13 protein-coding genes and 3 pseudogenes are annotated in these 15,987 nt (G+C 67.0%); 5 read left to right on the top strand and 11 right to left on the bottom strand.

What is annotated here, in order from left to right:
• Nucleotides 1–31: 31 nt before the first annotated feature.
• The gene (locus ABZT12_RS29410) at nt 32–610 is read right to left on the bottom strand and encodes a PadR family transcriptional regulator (RefSeq protein WP_356390075.1); all 579 of its coding nucleotides are present in this window, start codon (nt 608–610) and stop codon (nt 32–34) included.
• Between the two features lie 127 nt (nt 611–737).
• Between ABZT12_RS29410 and ABZT12_RS29405 the strand changes: the two genes are divergently transcribed.
• Nucleotides 738–1,130, top strand: coding sequence for a nuclear transport factor 2 family protein (locus ABZT12_RS29405; RefSeq protein WP_356390073.1), 393 nt, complete (start codon nt 738–740; stop codon nt 1,128–1,130).
• Nucleotides 1,131–1,460: 330 nt separating this feature from the next.
• Here the strand turns inward: ABZT12_RS29405 and ABZT12_RS29400 are convergent, their stop codons facing one another.
• Nucleotides 1,461–1,709 carry a hypothetical protein gene (locus ABZT12_RS29400; RefSeq protein ID WP_356390071.1) on the bottom strand — a complete coding sequence of 83 codons (249 nt, stop codon included), beginning with the start codon at nt 1,707–1,709 and terminating at the stop codon, nt 1,461–1,463.
• 759 nt (nt 1,710–2,468) lie between these two features.
• A complete protein-coding gene (locus ABZT12_RS29395; RefSeq protein ID WP_356390069.1) occupies nt 2,469–3,068 on the bottom strand; it encodes a TetR/AcrR family transcriptional regulator in 600 nt (199 codons plus the stop codon).
• A 423-nt stretch (nt 3,069–3,491) separates the two neighbouring features.
• On the opposite strand from ABZT12_RS29395, the gene ABZT12_RS29390 reads away from it, so the two are divergent.
• A complete protein-coding gene (locus tag ABZT12_RS29390) occupies nt 3,492–4,937 on the top strand; it encodes an aminotransferase class V-fold PLP-dependent enzyme (protein WP_356390067.1) in 1,446 nt (481 codons plus the stop codon).
• Between the two features lie 17 nt (nt 4,938–4,954).
• On the opposite strand, the pseudogene ABZT12_RS29385 reads toward ABZT12_RS29390, so the two are convergent.
• Nucleotides 4,955–5,134, bottom strand: a pseudogene (locus ABZT12_RS29385) (DDE endonuclease); the annotation flags it as partial.
• A gap of 7 nt (nt 5,135–5,141) precedes the next feature.
• Nucleotides 5,142–5,300 (bottom strand): annotated as a pseudogene (locus ABZT12_RS29380) (ATP-binding protein); the annotation flags it as partial.
• 280 nt (nt 5,301–5,580) lie between these two features.
• Between ABZT12_RS29380 and ABZT12_RS29375 the strand changes: the two are divergent.
• The 3 genes from ABZT12_RS29375 (at nt 5,581) to ABZT12_RS29365 (ending at nt 8,473) form a co-directional block, all read left to right on the top strand.
• Nucleotides 5,581–6,510, top strand: coding sequence for a site-specific integrase (locus ABZT12_RS29375; protein ID WP_356390065.1), 930 nt, complete (start codon nt 5,581–5,583; stop codon nt 6,508–6,510).
• Complete coding sequence (locus tag ABZT12_RS29370; RefSeq protein ID WP_356390063.1) at nt 6,507–6,821, top strand: helix-turn-helix transcriptional regulator; 315 nt, start codon at nt 6,507–6,509, stop codon at nt 6,819–6,821. The genes ABZT12_RS29375 and ABZT12_RS29370 overlap by 4 nt, the downstream gene beginning before the upstream one ends.
• Before the next feature lie 101 nt (nt 6,822–6,922).
• Complete coding sequence (locus ABZT12_RS29365; RefSeq protein WP_356390061.1) at nt 6,923–8,473, top strand: site-specific integrase; 1,551 nt, start codon at nt 6,923–6,925, stop codon at nt 8,471–8,473.
• Nucleotides 8,474–8,940: 467 nt separating this feature from the next.
• Here ABZT12_RS29365 and ABZT12_RS29360 read toward each other — a convergent pair.
• The 6 genes and pseudogenes from ABZT12_RS29360 to istA all read right to left on the bottom strand — a co-directional run.
• Nucleotides 8,941–9,587: pseudogene (locus tag ABZT12_RS29360) on the bottom strand (ATP-binding protein); the annotation flags it as partial.
• A complete protein-coding gene (locus tag ABZT12_RS29355; RefSeq protein WP_356390059.1) occupies nt 9,584–10,231 on the bottom strand; it encodes a hypothetical protein in 648 nt (215 codons plus the stop codon). The pseudogene ABZT12_RS29360 and the gene ABZT12_RS29355, both read right to left, overlap by 4 nt.
• A gap of 42 nt (nt 10,232–10,273) precedes the next feature.
• Entirely contained in the window at nt 10,274–10,861 is a 588-nt protein-coding gene (locus ABZT12_RS29350) for a DUF4240 domain-containing protein (RefSeq protein ID WP_356390057.1), read from the bottom strand.
• Nucleotides 10,858–13,302 (bottom strand): site-specific integrase, encoded by a 2,445-nt coding sequence (locus ABZT12_RS29345; protein WP_356390055.1) that lies wholly within the window; start codon nt 13,300–13,302, stop codon nt 10,858–10,860. The genes ABZT12_RS29350 and ABZT12_RS29345 overlap by 4 nt, the downstream gene beginning before the upstream one ends.
• A complete protein-coding gene (locus tag ABZT12_RS29340) occupies nt 13,299–14,525 on the bottom strand; it encodes a site-specific integrase (RefSeq protein ID WP_356390053.1) in 1,227 nt (408 codons plus the stop codon). Before ABZT12_RS29340 ends, ABZT12_RS29345 begins: the two co-directional genes overlap by 4 nt.
• On the bottom strand, nt 14,419–15,606 hold the full coding sequence (gene istA / locus ABZT12_RS29335) for an IS21 family transposase (RefSeq protein ID WP_356390051.1): 1,188 nt from the start codon (nt 15,604–15,606) through the stop codon (nt 14,419–14,421). The genes ABZT12_RS29340 and istA overlap by 107 nt, the downstream gene beginning before the upstream one ends.
• Between the last annotated feature and the right edge of the window lie 381 nt (nt 15,607–15,987).

Raw genomic sequence — 15,987 nt, 5'->3', positions numbered from 1 at the left:
CCTTATTGCGATCACCGGAAGAGCCTCCACTCTAGTCAATTTTTTGAGTAATAGTCTTGGCGCGCTGGTCGAGCCTGCGCAACGCCATGTCGCCCCACTGGAGGTTCTCCCGCTCGAACGACATCCCGCGCAGCAGAGTGAGGTACGGGCCGATACGCTCGGCCTCGGCGAAGTACGCCTCCTCTGAGCGGCCACCCAGCAGTCGTTGCCGGATTCTCTCGTAGCGGGCCAGCTTGGCCGTGGCCCATTCCATGCGTTCGAGGACGGCGGCGCGCACCGCCTCGACGTCGCCGGCGTCCGCGCACTGCACCTTGACCAGCAGCTCGTCCCTGATGACCGCGGGTCGACCCGGCGGCTCGGCCGTGTATGCGCGCACCGCCTCCCGCCCAGCCTCCGTCAGGGAAAACAGCCGTTTGTTGGGACGACTCCGCTGCTCGACGAGGCGAGCCGTGACCAGCCCCTCGGCCTCCATACGCTCCAGCTCCCGATAGAGCTGCTGAGGCGTCGCCGTCCAGAAGTTCGCGACCGTCGCGTCGAAGCCTTTTGCGAGGTCGTAACCGGACGCCTCGCCCTCCAGCAGCGCGGCCATCACCGCGTTCCGCAATGCCATGGGAGCAAGGTACGGCCCAGCGAGTGTTCAATGATGAGCACTCCCGAAGCGCCGCACCATCGACAAGCACCGGAGTCACCTCTACCCTCCTCTATCAATATGCAACTTGTTGAGTATGGAGTCGATCATGCATCCCTTCCGTAAGGCCGTCGAGAACGGTGACCTGGACGCCGTGGCCGCCCTTCTGGCCGACGACGTCGTCTTCACCAGCCCGGTCGCCTTCAAGCCGTACCCGGGCAAGGCGATCACCACCGCGATCCTGCGCGCTGTGACACAGGTCTTCGAGAACTTCACCTACGTCCGGGAGATCGCGAACCCCGATGGCCGCGACCACGCGTTCGTCTTCACCGCGAGCGTCGCCGGAAAGAAGCTCCAAGGCTGCGACTTCCTGCACTTCGACGAGGACGGCAAGATCGACGACTTCACGGTGATGGTGCGCCCGCTGTCGGCCGCCCACGCGCTGTCCGAGGCCATGGGCGCCCAGTTCGAGACGATCGCCCGAGAGGCCGCCGATCAGTGAGCCCGACGACCGACGCCGTGGTCATCGGCGCGGGAACGCCTGACTGACCGCCGCCACCCTCAAGCATGCGGGACGACGCACCTCCTGGTGAGGCGTCACAACATCCCCGGCGGCTGTGCCACGTCCTTCGGCGCGGGCGCTTCGAGTTCGAGACGGCGCTGCACCAGTTGTCCGTGATCGAGCCGTCCTGCACACGCTCACGGCATCGGGGTAGGCCGAAGACCTAGGGTGCGGCGCGGCTCCCGTCGCGGAGGCCGTGCGGCAAGGATGACGGGTCATGACGATCGTGTTCCGGGTCCCTGCCGACGGTTCGGAGCGGGTGGGGTTCGTCTACTCGCCGACAGCTCGGAGGGCCTCGTTGCGCAGGGCGGCTAGCAGGGACAACGCGTCCTGATTGTCCGCGTCAGTGAAGGCGTGGATCGCGAGCAGGATGGATCCGCCGATCCGTTTGGCGGTGACGAGGTCGTCGCCAGCGAGGACGGCTTGATGGTGCAGGGAGTCGGTCAGAAGGAAGACGATGCGTGCCATGGGATCGCCGTTGAGCTCCGCGACGCGCTGGCCGGTCTCATCGAGAATCATGGTGGCCTCGATGCCGAACGCGGCGAGCAGGACGGGGTGAAGCGTGTACTGCCCGTATGCGGCGAGTAGGGCCGCCAGCGGGCGCTCGTGCGCGTCGCCCGCCAGGACCTCCAGGGGCGCCGTCGTTGTTCTGGACGACGGCCTACAGCGCGGCCAGGGCTCGGAGATGGTCGTCGTTGCTCAGCTCGTCATCCATGGCACCGCAGAGTAGGTCGATGCCCGGAGTGCGCGGTGGCTTCGCAGGTGACGGTCGACGCCACTTGTAGGTCAGTTCTGACTCCACCCGGTGCCTGGGAGACCCGATTTTATAGGTGAGAAATGACTCCACCTGGCGGGCGCCGCTGCGACCGATTGAGAACCCGTATTTGAACCCCTTTCACGGGGCTGCTGAAGCTGGATGAGGCTAGCGGTCGCCCTGAACCGTGCGACTAGGGTGCGGCCGACGTGCAGACAGAGCTGCACATCTGGCGAGGCGGTTGCCACGGCACCTGCCTACGCCGCCGCTGCCGAGAAGCCCGGCGCGTCGATTCTCGTCCCTTCGTATGTCTGCAGGGCGGAAGACGGCGCGAAGCCGGGCCGGCGGTGGTGCACGCCACCCGGACTACGGCACGAACGAATTGCTGAGGCGTTCCCGGCTGCCGTAGTTTTCCGCTGTGGACGGTGGTGTCGCGGGTCCATGGGCACCGGCGGTTGTGACACAAGGGGCGGATCAGATGCAACTGATCCACAGGTGAGTACTTCTGCGCCTGCGTGCTCAAATCATGAGGTGCCGGTCTGCAACCCCGCGATGAGTCCGTCGAGTATCCGCAACTGGCGGGAGGGTGTGGTCAGGCGAGCCGCGAAGATCGCGTTGATCTGGAGTCCCATCAGCGTGGCCATCGCAAGGTCCAAGAACGCATCGAGATCACAGGATGCGTTGATCTCTCCCGCTTCAGCCGCAGTGTGCAGATACGAGAGCATCTGATCGCGCCAGCGCGATATCGCCTGGTCGTAGACGCCGATCAGTTCCTGATCGGCTACCGCGTAATTCCAGAAGCCGATGACCACGCGGGCCTCATTGAGACGCTCGTCGTCCAGGGGCATGATCTCGACGCAGAACTTGCGGAACGCGTTCAGGCCGTTGGCGCCGGCGATGGTGCGGGCGGCCCGCTGTTCGGTGGCTGCATTGGCGCGCTCCAGCGCGGCCCGCAGAATGGCTGCTTTGGTGGGAAAGTATCGTGCGAGCGCACCGTTGGTGAATCCAGCTTCGGCGGCGAGATCCCGCATGTTCAGCGCCGCGAATCCTCGCCGCGCGACAAGGCGCCATACGGCTTCGATGATCTCTTCACGCCGCGCGTCGTGGTCCACGATCTTGGGCACGGTGACACCTTACCAACGGGTAGACGCCTGAATGCTGAGGGCTGTGGTCGCACTCGCGGGCCTCACGGCGGATGAGTCCGAGGGGTCGTGTGACCCGCAGACCCAGCCCTGTGACCTGGTGAACCTCTTACGCCACGTGCTCGCGGCAGGGGCGCACGGGGCGAGGGCGAAGAGCTGTCATTCCCGGTGGCCGTGAGAGGGGTCCCCATGGCGCCCCCTTCCCAGCGACCCCATAAGGGATTACATTGGAGCTATTAATCTACAACTGTAGACGATAGGCTCTGGTGCGGCACCAGTCGGTACGCGGCATCGAGGCCCTCTGAATCCGGTAGCGGCCAGTTCGCCCCGGGCACCTGATCATCCCCAGCGCTCAGGTAGGCGCTCAGCCCTCGTCATGACCAACACCACCTCTTAGGACAGAGCATGCCTGATCTTGAGCCAGATGAATTCCGCCGCCAGGGCCACCAGTTGGTTGACTGGGTCGCCCAATACCGCACCTCGCTCCCTTCCCTGCACGTCCGGCCGAAGGTCTCACCGGGCTCCGTGAAGGCGCAGCTTCCTCGTGAACTGCCTGAGCAGCCGTCCCAGGCGCTGGGCGATGATCTCATCGCCTTGCTCAACGACGTGGTCGTCCCCTCGTCGCTCCACTGGCAGCACCCGGGCTTCTTCGGCTACTTCCCAGCGAACGCGTCCCTGCTGTCGCTCCTCGGTGACATCGCATCGGGCGGGATCGGAGCGCAGGGAATGCTCTGGTCGACATCGCCGGCCGGGACGGAGATCGAGCAGGTCCTGCTCGACGGCCTGGCGGATGCCCTGGGCCTTGGTCGCGAGTTCACTTTCGCCGGAGGCGGAGGCGGTTCGCTGCAGGATTCGGCTTCGTCGGCATCGTTGGCTGCCCTGCTGGCTGCGCTGCAGCGCAGCAACCCGGACTGGCGTGAACACGGCGTGGACGGCACCGAGACGGTGTACGTCACTGCCGAGACCCACTCGTCACTGGCCAAGGCCGTGCGTGTGGCCGGGCTCGGCGCGCGAGCATTGCGGATCGTCCCCTTTACCCAGGGCACGCTGTCCATGTCGGCGGATGCCCTGGCAGACCTGCTGGCCAAGGACGCGGCCGCCGGAAAGAGGCCGGTCATGGTCTGTCCGACCGTGGGAACAACCGGCACAGGTGCCATCGACCCCGTGAGAGACGTAGCGCTGGCAGCGCGTACGTACGAGGCGTGGGTGCACGTCGACGCCGCGTGGGCAGGAGTCGCGGCGTTGTGTCCCGAGTTCCGCTGGCTCCTGGACGGCGTGAACCTTGTCGACTCGTTCTGCACCGACGCACACAAGTGGTTCTACACCGCCTTCGACGCCTCGTTCATGTGGGTGAGGGATGCCCGAGCGCTGCCCACAGCGCTGTCCATCACGCCGGAGTACCTGCGTAACGCTGCGACCGAATCGGGCGAAGTCATCGATTACCGCGACTGGCAGGTCCCGCTGGGCCGTCGTATGCGTGCGTTGAAGATCTGGTCGGTGGTGCACGGCGCCGGACTGGAAGGCCTGCGCGAAAACATCCGCGGCCACGTCGCTATGGCCAACTCCCTGGCCGACCGGATTGAGAGCGAGTCGGGCTTCGCCCTGGCCACCCCGCCATCACTGGCACTCGTATGTCTGTACCTCGTCGACCAGGAAGGGCGCCCCGACGACGCCGCCACCAAGGCAGCAATGGAGGCGGTCAACGCCGAAGGGCATTCCTTCCTCACGCACACATCGGTCAACGGTCACTTCGCGATTCGCGTCGCCATCGGCGCGACGACGACGCTGCCCGACCACATCGACACCCTGTGGGACTCGCTTCGCAAAGCCGCTCGCCAGAGCGCTGGATGACTACTGACCTTGGCGGATTAGCTTCGGGTGCCAGGGCTGAGGGGCAGGCCGGTTTCGGTGAGGCAGCCGTCGATGAGTCCCAGGTGGCGCTGGACGTGGGCGAGGCCTCGGCGGAGGGTGCGGGTGAGGTGGTCAGGGTCGGTGAATGCGGTGTTGGCCATCGGGTCTCTTCGTAACAGGGACCAAACCCCTTCCACCTCTTCTTCAGCCCGCGGCGAGCGCGGCGGCCTGCTGTGCGGCGCGGGCGCGGGTGGCGGCCAGCCGGTAGGAGTCTGTGCCGGTCTCGATGATGTTCCCGCCGAACGTCAGCCGGTCCACTATGGCCGCGCAAAGCCTTGGATCCGTGAAGGTTTTGGTCCAGCCATCTGGGGCTGGCACTTGTTCCCTCACAAGGGTTGCAGCTGCCACCTGCCCGTATCCCGTTCCCGCGGTCCTCGTTGGTTCTCGCGGTGGCACCCCGGTTTCCCAGGTGCTGCCTTGACCGTTCAGGTGCGAGGAAGGTGTGCCGGTGGCCGAGGCGAGATTCCAGGTCATCGCGGGCGGGGCCGTACCGCGAGAGCCCCTGGCGACGGACCCGTGGCAGTTTCAGACCGGGTGCGTTGATGCGTTCGTTGCCTCGTGGCGGGCCCGCGGGTTCAGCCCGGTGACCATCGACAACGACATTGGCCTGCTGGAGCGGACGCTGACGGCTTTGGGGCGGCCGGCGTGGGAGGTGACACCGGAGGACATTGACCGGGTGGTGGGCGACCTGGCAGTGAAGGGCCGGGCGACGTCGACCCGGCGCGAGTACGTGCAGATCTTCAAGGGGTTCCACCGGTTCCTGCAGGCCCGCAAGGCGGCCGAGATCGAGGCCGCGTTCGGCGTTCGGCTGGTCTGCCCGGTCGACGAGTTCAATGCTTCCCGGCATGTCGGCGATGACTCCCCGGCCCTGGTGCCGCCGCCGACGCCCGAGAGGGTGGCGGAGTTTTTCGACTTCATGAAGCAGCGGATCGCCACGGCCCGGAAGTACGGGCCGGCTGCAAGGGACTATGCGATGTTCCGAACCCTGTATCACGCCGGGCTCCGTTCGGAGGAGGCATCGCTGTTGGACAAGCCGGATGTGCACTTCAGCCGTGGCCCGTTCGGCAAGCTGCACGTCCGCTTCGGCAAGGGCGCCCACACCTCCGGGCCGCGGCCGCGCTGGGTGCCCATGCTCGACGGCCTGGACCTGGTGCTGCGGTGGTTCCTGGAGGATGTGCGGTCCAAATTCCCTGATTCTCCTGTTCTGTTCGCCGACGAGTCCGGCGGAGCCCTGCATCGCGGAACGATCCGCAACCGGCTTCGCTATCTCATGGAGCTCGAAGGGCGCCCGGCCTCGCAGCGGTTCAGCCCGCATGCCCTGCGCAGGGCATGCGCGACTCACAACTACGAACGCGGCGTCGACCTCGTGGCGATCCAGCAAATGCTCGGTCACTGGACGGTCAGCTCGACCATGCGTTACGTCCGGCCCTCCGCAACGTTCATCGAGGATGCCTATCAGCGGGCCGTCGCCGGCACCCTGGCCGAGCTGACCGGGAAGGACACCACGGCATGAAGATCCAATGGCGGCTGCGGATGGCGGCCGCCCAGCGTGAGGTGTGGACCGGTACCGAGCTGCGGCGGCTGCTGGCCGAGAAGGCCGGCCTGAAGCTTTCCTCCGCCTCGGTGTCCGCGCTGTTCACCAAGGAGCCCTCGCAGGTGAAGATGACCACGCTGGCCGCGTTGTGCACGGCGCTGGAGTGCACCCCCAACGACCTGATCGAGGTCGACACCACACCCGTTGAACGGCCCATCACACCGCCCCGGCCCGTCGCGGAGGTGCCGCAGGCCGCCTCCGTCCGGGGCCGGTCGATGCCTCCCCTGTGACCGGCGGCGACCACCGTGGGCAAAAGCAACGTGACTGCACCACCTGCGGCGGACCGGTCGGCTATCGCGACCGCCAGCACTGCTGCCGATGCCGGCGCCGTATGCAGGAGCAGGCCGCGAAGGCGGCATGTCCGTCCTGCGGCAAAGACCGGGTCCTCCAGGAGGACACTGGCTGGTGCATCAGATGCTCACGCATCTGCGACCAGTGCGGCCATCCCGTCCGCTCGGCCGGTAACCGGCTCTGCCGGGACTGCCGCAGTAAAGCCGAGCGGCTCGCCGCCCAGCAGCCCTGCCCCCGCTGCGGCAAGCCACGCTATCTGCGGGAGGACACTGGCTGGTGCGGGTCCTGCTCGCGTCCGGGTCCGGTGAAGCAGCCGCCCCGGATCTGCCGCGAGTGCGGTCAGCTGCGGCGGCATGCCGGACTGGGCCTGTGCTCGGCCTGCTGGCAACGGCACCCCGGCCGGCCCTTCATCCGCGGCGAACACCTCCGCGACCAACTCGCCGATCCGCCCGCCTGGCTCGAAGACTTCGTCGCGTATGTCGCGGCCCGCTTCTGCGTTGCCCGGGCCTGCGGCCTCGTCACCGACTTGGGCCGGCTCCTGAACGACGAGCACTCCAACTCGCCCCAGGCCTTGCTGGAGCGATCCCGCAGACCCGGACGCTCGATGGGCTCCTTCGCCCGCGCGCTGGAGGACTTCTTCACCCTGAGCGGCCTGGCCCTGCCCACCGACCAGGCCGAACGGCTCGCTGCCGGGCGGCGCAAGCGCCGCATCGACGCCGTCCCTGAACCACTCCGGCCAGCCGTGGCCGCCTTCGACGCCTCCCGCATGAGGGCCCAGGACCGGGCCCGCCGGGCTGGCACCCGCCCCCGCAGCAACCACACGCTGGAAACCGCCCTGAGCATCCTGCGGGACCTGGCCCGCTTCCTCACCGAGCACTGCGGCAAGGATGACTGGGCCCTGGTCGATGTGCACGACGTCGAAGCCTTCCTCGCCACCTTGCCCAAGGCCCGGAAGCGCCGGCTGGTGGTACTGCGGCAGTTTTTCCGCTTTTCCCGCTCCAAGCACATCGTGCTCATCGACCCGACCCGCACTCTGATCGTGAAGGAACGGAACGGTTTCCGCGGCCGAACTCTCACACTCGACCAGCAGCGCGAGCTCTTCCGCCGCTGGACCACCAGCGACCATGTCCACCCGCACGAGGCCCTGCTCGGCATGCTCGCTCTGCTGCATGGTGCCTCCAGCGCCGAGGTCCGGATGTTGCAGATCACCGACATCGACGCGGCCGCCCAGACGATCCGGCTCGGCAAGCGACCTCACCCCGTCCCACTGGACCCCGCCTCCTGGACCGTGCTGCAACGCTGCCTGGCTCACCGCGAGGCATGGCCGACGGCCAACCCGCACGTGGTGGTCACCAAAGGAACGAAGGCCGGGCGAAGCCCGGCCTCAACTGCCTATCTTTCCCACGTCCTTGACGACTGTGGCTACCCGCCCCGGACGATCCGCAGCACCCGCCTTCTCGACCTCGTGAACACCATGGACCCCAAGCTCGTCGCCGCAGCCTTCGGTATGGACCCGCAAGCCACCTTGATTTACCTCACGGACCGCGTCGACGAGGGTCGCCTCACGGCCGCGGAGCCGAGCCGGAAATGATGGGAGCTGACAGCAGAAGCTCACGCAGAATTGCGGCCATGACGGTCTTCTCCTGCGTTACCTGTCAGCAGCGAATCAGCCCCGACCTTCGGGAAGTGCCGATGCCGCCGCCAGTCACAGAGGAGTCCCCAGGCCACAGATTTCTACCACCCCTCATGCCGCGCGGGTCGTACGCGATCAGCCCTCACACCGGCGTGTTCATCCTCAATCCCGACGACGTCTCGGGAGTGGTCAGGCACCCTGACCGCGGACGCCGCAACGGATGCTGCGGTCTCGATGGCCTGGATGGCCCCAACCTTGTCTGTTCCGCGTGTGCAGCCGAGGTCGCCACCCAGCAGTCGGACTGCTGGTCTCAACAGCTGATCGCGTTGATTCCCGGCGCCGTGACCGTGACGGTGGCGCCCGCCGGTTGAACCCGTGAAGTTTCGGCAGCAACTCGCACGGGTTCGCCGGAACATGTGCGCTTTTCCAAAGGATTCGTTGGAGGCGATCGCCACAGAATTCTTTTCCTCACGCTCCGTCAATACCTGGAACAGCAGCTCCGCCCCGCGACGATCCAGCTCCATATACCCCAATTCATCAATACAGAGAAGGTCGACGCGGCCGTAGCGGGCGATGGTCTTGGCCAGCAGCTTCTCGTCGGCCGCCTCCACCAGCTCGTTGACGAGCTTGGTGGCCAGCACGTACTTCACCCGGTACTCGTGCATCGCCGCCTCGGTGCCCAGCGCGATGAGCAGGTGCGACTTGCCGGTGCCGCTGTCGCCGATCAAGCACAGCGGCAGGCTCTTCCTGACCCAGCCGCACTTGGCGAGGGTATGGATGGCTGCCGGATCGATGACGGGGTTGGCATCGAAGTCGAACTGCCGGATCGACTTCTCGCGCGGAAAGCCGGCCGCCTTGATCCGGCGCTCGGAGCGCCGGCGGGCCCGGTCGTCGCATTCGGACAGCAGCAGTTCGGCCAGGAATCCGCGGTAGGCATCTGGTCGCGGCCTGCGGCTTCGGCGAGTTCGGGGTACTGGGAGCGGATGGTGGGCAGCCGGAGCATCCGGCATGCCTGGTCCACGGCGGTGTCGGCGGCCTGTTCGGTCAGTCCGCGGTTGCGCTTGGCGGTCACGGTGCCTCTTCCTGGTATGCCTGGCCGTCGGCGGGACGCCGGCGGAATCGCAGCAGCTGGTCGTAGGCAGCCACCGACGGCAGCGGCCTGGGGTCGGGCGGCAGCGCGGCCAGGCGCCGCTCGGTCAGCGAGGTCACCGTCGCCCCGCCGTCCACCCGGCGGCGCGGGATGTCCTGGTCGGCCGGCTGTTCGGCGCCCTGGTCGGCCTCGCCCCACTTGCGGGCCTCCAGGGCGACCGCGTCGGCGGTCAGCGCGCCGGCCCGCAGCGCGGTCGCGATCCCGGCGACCACGTGCTCGTGGACCATGTGCCGGTGCAGCAGCAGGACGGAGATGAGCGCCCGGGTGCCCTCCGCGTCGCCGTGGGCTTTGCAGGCCGCCTGCCACCAGGCGTCGTGGACCGGGGTGAACTTGCCCGCCGAGCGGGGCTGGTCCAGCGCGGTCGCCCCGGGCAGCGCGCCGGGCTTGCGGACCAGGGCCTCCAGGTAGTGGTCCAGTTCCAGGCGGGCACCGCCCTTGGCGATCAGCCGCTCGTGGCGGGCGACTTCCGTGTGCGCGTCGTAGACAACGAGCTCGGAGGCGTGCAGCACGACCCGCACCATCCGGCCGATCAACCTGACCGGCACCGAGTAGTGGTTGGTGCGCACGCTGACCTGTTCTCTGAACTTGGTGGTGAGGGGTCAGCGAACTCAGTCGTCACCATGATCAAGGAAGAGGCGGGCCAGTCTGGGAAGGCGGGCGTGCATCTCTGAGGCGTCGTCGAAATCGAAGCTCTCGCCCATATCAGCTGGTTCATGGTCGGTTCGGGGGCCGCGGAACTGGTCGTAGTCGTCGTAGAAGGTGCAGTCGTCCTCGTCGCCGTTGATGCGCTCGTATGCGTGGGAAGCTGCGTAGTTGACGGTTTCGTTGAACAGCGCCTCGTCGCTGCATTCGGCTGCCGCAGCGATGACGTCCGGATGCTGGGCGAGAACATCGGGTGCGGTGGCGGCCCGGTCGTACCACTCTCCGCCCTGGGCGATGAGGCCGGCGCGGAAGTCCATGAAGGCGTCGTCGGAGCAGCCTCCGCCGATCAGATAGCCGGCAGCCCACACGTCCCAGCGGTGGATCGACCCGTGGAGCTGATCGAAGCACTGCTGGTATTCAAGGATCGTCTGCTTCGAGGTCGCCGCGAGCCGCTCGACCAGGGCCGATGCGAACGCTTCGCCCGGATCTCCGGAGGCCGAAGCGGCGTCGGTGCGTGCCGTTTCGATGACGGTCCAGAATTCGTCGATGTTCATGGCCGCACCCTCTCACCCGGCCCTGACAGCCGACTCCGGTGGCCGGTCGTGGTAGTGGGCATGGGGAGGTCAACGGTTCGCGGAACCCGCCGGTCGATCTGCGCGAGCTTGTCGTCCGCTCCCGCGAGGGTGATCTGGAGCCCTTGGACCTCGCCAAGCCAGCCCTCTCGCTCAGCTTCCGCGATGCGGGCGATGATGTTGTCGCGGATGTCGACGATCCGGGCCCGTTGAGCCGGGTCGGGCCAGTGCATCGAGCATCGCAGGCAGGCGTTCTCATGAATGCAAGGGGTTGAGAAGGCCCGTCCGCAGAGGCCAGTGGCGACCTTGCGCCGTTCGAAGTGGCCGAGGAACTCCTCCCATTCAGCGTCGGTCGGGGTGCGGTATTCCTCGCTGGGCCGCAGTGCCCGGCGGCGGGTCAGGAAGGCCAGGTGGGACTTGATGGTCTCCTCCGGATAGACGGCCTTGTAGCCGATGGTGACGCTGATGTCCTGGTGGCCGGCGATGACCTGGGCGATGTGCGGTGGCAGCCCGTTCATGATGGCGTCGGTGATGAAGATCCTTCTGAAGTCGTGCGGCGTGCAGTGCAGTGGTGTGCCGTCGGCATCGACGAGCCCGGTCCGCGTCAGGGCTTGGTCGAGCAGAGTGGAGATGCGTTCGCGGCCAATCCGGTGAGGTTCGGCGCCGACACGGTGCTGGAACAGCAACGGGGCCGGGTCCATCCAGACCAGCTCGTGGTAGTCACGGGCGCGGATCAGCGGCACTGTGCCGTCGGCGCTGCGGATTCGGCAGATGATCGTCGACAGCACGTCGGCCAGTTCCGGGCCGACGACCAGGAGTCGTTCGGCGTCGGTCTTGGACGGGGCGATCTGCAGCAGCGGCACGATCTCGCCGGTGGTGGGGAGCCGGTATTGGACCAGGCTGTGGTGGCTGAGCTCCAGCATCTCCTCGATGCGGATTCCGGTCAGCCGCAACACTTCAATGATCGCCCAGGCCCAGAAGGCGTGATTCTCCTCGCGGTTGAGGAGCCGCTGTCGGCCTGTGACCGGATCCGTGGCCCAGATGTTTTCCGGTGTGGCATGGGGGCGATGTGTGCGGATCAGGGTCTGGCCGACGGCGTTGAACTCCTTGCCGGGTTGAGCCTTGCGGCCGACGGCCAGGAGCGTCTCGGCTTCTTTGCGATGCTGGTAGGTGGAGCGCACGAGGGCTGGCAGGATCGGCAGCCGCTCGCGGGTCCGGGCGTCCATCCGGGCCTTGCGGCGTCGGGTGGCTTTCCGTCGGTCGAGGTCGTGCTGGCTCACCGGGCTGGGCGCGACCCACGGTCCCCAGCGGGCGGGATCCTCCAGTGCCCACTGCGCGAGATCCAGATAGAAGGCGCGGACCGTTGCCAGGGTGTCGTGGTAGTTGAGGCGTTCGACCGTCACCTCGATCCGCTGCCCGTCCCCGGCTGTGATCCTCTTGGTTCTGGTCTGCAGGCGCTGCTTCCAGGCCGTCGCCGTAGCCGGGTCCAGGCGCAGTGAGGCGATGCCCGGGTGGTGCTGTTCCAGGTCCGTCCAGAAGCTCTTGGCCAGGTGATAGACCTCGCCGCGTAGCGTGGAGTAGTCGAGGGCGGGCTGCCGCTCCTTGAGGTAGTCCACCAGCAGGTCGCGGATCGGGCGGCAGGCGATCGGGTAGCGATCGACGAGTTCCTCGACAGCAAGCTGGCCGTTGCTCGTGATCTCCCGCAGCGTCGGGACGCCGGGGCCGAAGACCCTCAGCTCTCGCAGGACCCGGAACGCGGCTGAGCCCAGGCGCCGTTCTCCGCGCAGGGAGTACTCGACGTCCAGGGACTCCAGCAGGTCGCCGACGGTGATGTCGGCCATCGCCCCGCCTTTGGCCGCGATGATCACTGCGAGGCGGAACACGATGTGTTCACGCGCGTCGTCGGTGATCCCGGGGTCCTGGCGGCAGAACTGGTCGACGCGGTCGAAGCCCGCGGTGTCGCGGGACCAGATCATGTTCCGGGCGACCTTGCGCTTCTTTCCGCCGGTGAAGAGCCAGGCCAGCGAGGGGCGTATCACGTCGGCCCCGACCAAGATGATCAGCGCGCTGGTCATGGTCTCAAGCCGGGTCCGCGAGTATTTGCCCTGCCGCTGCAGCCAGCAGGCCGGTCCGTCGGCCCAACGCTCGCCGGCTGCGTCCGCGCCGCTGGCCAGCCATCGCTGCTGCCAGTTGTCTCCGGCCTGCTCTTGCAGCCACGCCAGCAGCAGCATGAGCCCGTGGCGGCGGAAATTGTGGCTGCGCGGCGTCTCCGTGCGGGGAGACGCCGCCGCCCACAGCTTCAGCACCTGCTCAGTCGGCTGTCTGGTGGCCGGCCAGTCATCAGGCACCGGACGAGCCGGGTAGCGGTCACCGATCGCTGCCGCCGAGGTCGACACGTTGACGGTCCTGGTCGCCGTGCTCACCGGGCCTCCCTGGCGAAGAGCACGTCCAGCGTCCGCTGGTCGTAGCCGGGAGCCGGCGTCGGCTCTTGCCGCGCCGCAGCCTGCCGCGTCTGCTCGGCATGGTGAGCCAGCACTCTCCTGATCACGTCCTCTTTCCGGGGCGTCAGGTAGATCTGCGTCGTGGTCAGCAGCGCGTGGCCGAGGACCAGCTGCACGTCGGTCAGCGGAAGCATCGGATCCTCCGCCATCCGGTAGGCCGCGGTGTGCCGCAGAGCGTGCAGCGTGGCCGACGTACCAGCCGCGGCGTTCACCCGCTCGAACATCCGGTGTGCGGCGTGGTAAGTCAGCGGACGCATCGGCCGCCGCAATGTCCACCACAGGGGAAGCCTGCGCCCCTTCGGGATCAGCCCCTCCATCTCGACCTGATAGAGCCGCAACCACACGAATGCGTCCATGGACGCCGGGAGCGCGGCGACCTCGCCGGTGCCCTTGCGGACCACCGAGACCAGCTGCCGCCCCGGATCAACCCCGCCCTGCGTCGTCGACAGCAGCTCCGAGGCCCTGGCGCCGGTGGACACGTAGAACGCGACCAGCGCCCGGTCCCGGTGAGATGGCAGCCGCGCGAAGATCTCGTTGAACTCCTCGTCAGGAATAGACCGGGGAACACGTTTGGGCACCCGTGGCCGATAGAGCCCGGTCCGCTCCTTGCGGAACGGCTCCATCGGGTTGTGATGCGCGTTGAGCCGGCTGCCGCGACGGGATCGGTCGAGCGGGAACGGGTTGATCAGGATCGGGCCGCTGCTGATCCCGAGGTGGAAGTCGTAGAAGCAGCGCAGCACTGTCTCGTTATGTGCTCGCACCGAGGCCGCGAACGGAACCCCGGACGGCTTCATCACCGCAGCGTCCTCGCCGTGGCGCCAATGCGGGCGGACCGGCTTGCCAGCGATCAGCAGCCATCTGCAGAAGTCCCTTGCCTCCACGCGCGTCGCGCGGTCCCATGAGATGCCAATCGCCCACAGGAACCGGAACCACCGCAGTAGGTCCATCCCGTAGGAGCGAACTGTTGCCGCGCTGCGGCTGGCTGCTTGCAGATCACGGAAGTACGCGCTCACCGCCTCGACTGGAACCCCGTCGCAGTCAAGCAGGCGATACGGCTCCCACGGATCGCCGGTCGCTGCGAGCGAGCCCACCAGCGGAACCGCCAGGGACGCGAGATCCCGCTGCGACACCTCGTCTGTCGTCACGGGCAGCGACCCTAGAGCAACGAGCCCCGACACGTCCTCTGAACTGCGAAAACAGCTGCCTTAGTTCAGTCAACATGAGGCTGTAGCGGTTCACCCGCAGCGAGGACACCAGCCCGGTCTCGAACTCCTCCTCCGGCAGCGCCACCAGCAGCGGGCGCTCGACGGCGAACATCTCACCGATGGTCATCGCCCGCTGCATGATCCGGCGGGCGTCGGCCTCCTTGTCCCAGCGCTCCACCATCGCATTCAGCTCCGCCAGCGAGGCGACCTTCGGGACGGGGACCAGGTGGTTCCTGCGGAACCAGCCAATCTGTCCCTCGACGCCACCCTTCTCATGGGCGCCCTCGATGCCGGGATTGCAGTAGAAACTGTTGATCGAGAAATGCGACCGGAACGCCGTCCAGCGGTCGCTTTCCACCCGACCCCGGGTACGGCCCAAAACCTGGCTGACCGCGGCCCGCAGATTGTCGTAGCGGACCTTCCCGCGCGGCACGCCGCCCAGCACCTGAAGCGCGTGGACGTGGCCTTCCAGGAACGCTTCCTGCCCGCACGAAGCGAAGATCTTGTGCACGGCCTTCCCACTGAACGAAAGGCGCAGCGAGAACAGGAACACCTTGGTGGACACGCCGTCCAGGTGGATCCACACGTCCCCGAAGTCGACCTCCGCCTCGTCACCGGGGCGGTGGGTCTGCGGCACGAACGCCTGCGGCGGCCCCCGGCCCTCCTCCACCCGGATCTCCGGACGGCGTCCGGCGATGTAGGCTCGGACCATCGAATACGTCACGCTCTGGGCGTCGTGCTCGTCGATCAGCCGATCGAAGACCCGCTTGACGGTGTGCCGCTGCTTGCGCGGCGCGTCCAGGTCCTCCCGCAGGATCTCATCGATCGTCGCCTTGAACGGATCCAGGCGCGAGATCCGGGGTGGATTCTGCTTGCGAGGCGCCAGCCACACCGACTCCACCGCCATCGCGACCGTCCTGCGGCCCACCCCGTACTTGGCCGACAAAGCCCTGCTGGACAGCCCTTCGACCCGAGCGTCATGGCGGATCGCCGCGTACAACTCGACCTTCGAAAGGGGCACTTGAGCCACCCAGGGCTAGCTGATGCACTCCGATACTCCCACCGCAAGGCCCCCAGTGGAGTCAGAACTCACCGACATCAACTGTCCGCCGACACCACTGGAGTCAGAACCCACCCACCACTGGCCTCAGAACTGACCTACAAAGCCAGCGCGGAGACGCTCAGCGTGAAACCACCCGCCAGTGTCTTAGCGGTGGGCTGCCGCCAGTCGAAGTTCGGTGGCAAGCGGTCAAGATTCAGTGGCACAGGACAGAGGTCCGCAAAACGACTGGCGGAGCCTCGATGTCCCTTGTCGTCCGATCGAGTCGTTTGACAGCGAACCCAGTCGTTTCGGCTTCTTTGACAGTGAACTTAGTCGTGTGAGGTGAGCGATCCAGTAGCT

This window comes from Streptomyces sp. NPDC005423, from assembly GCF_040606415.1.
Classification (GTDB): domain Bacteria; phylum Actinomycetota; class Actinomycetes; order Streptomycetales; family Streptomycetaceae; genus Streptomyces.
The sequence above is the reverse complement of the archived record's forward strand: the minus strand, read 5'-3'. Positions and strand labels throughout refer to the sequence as shown.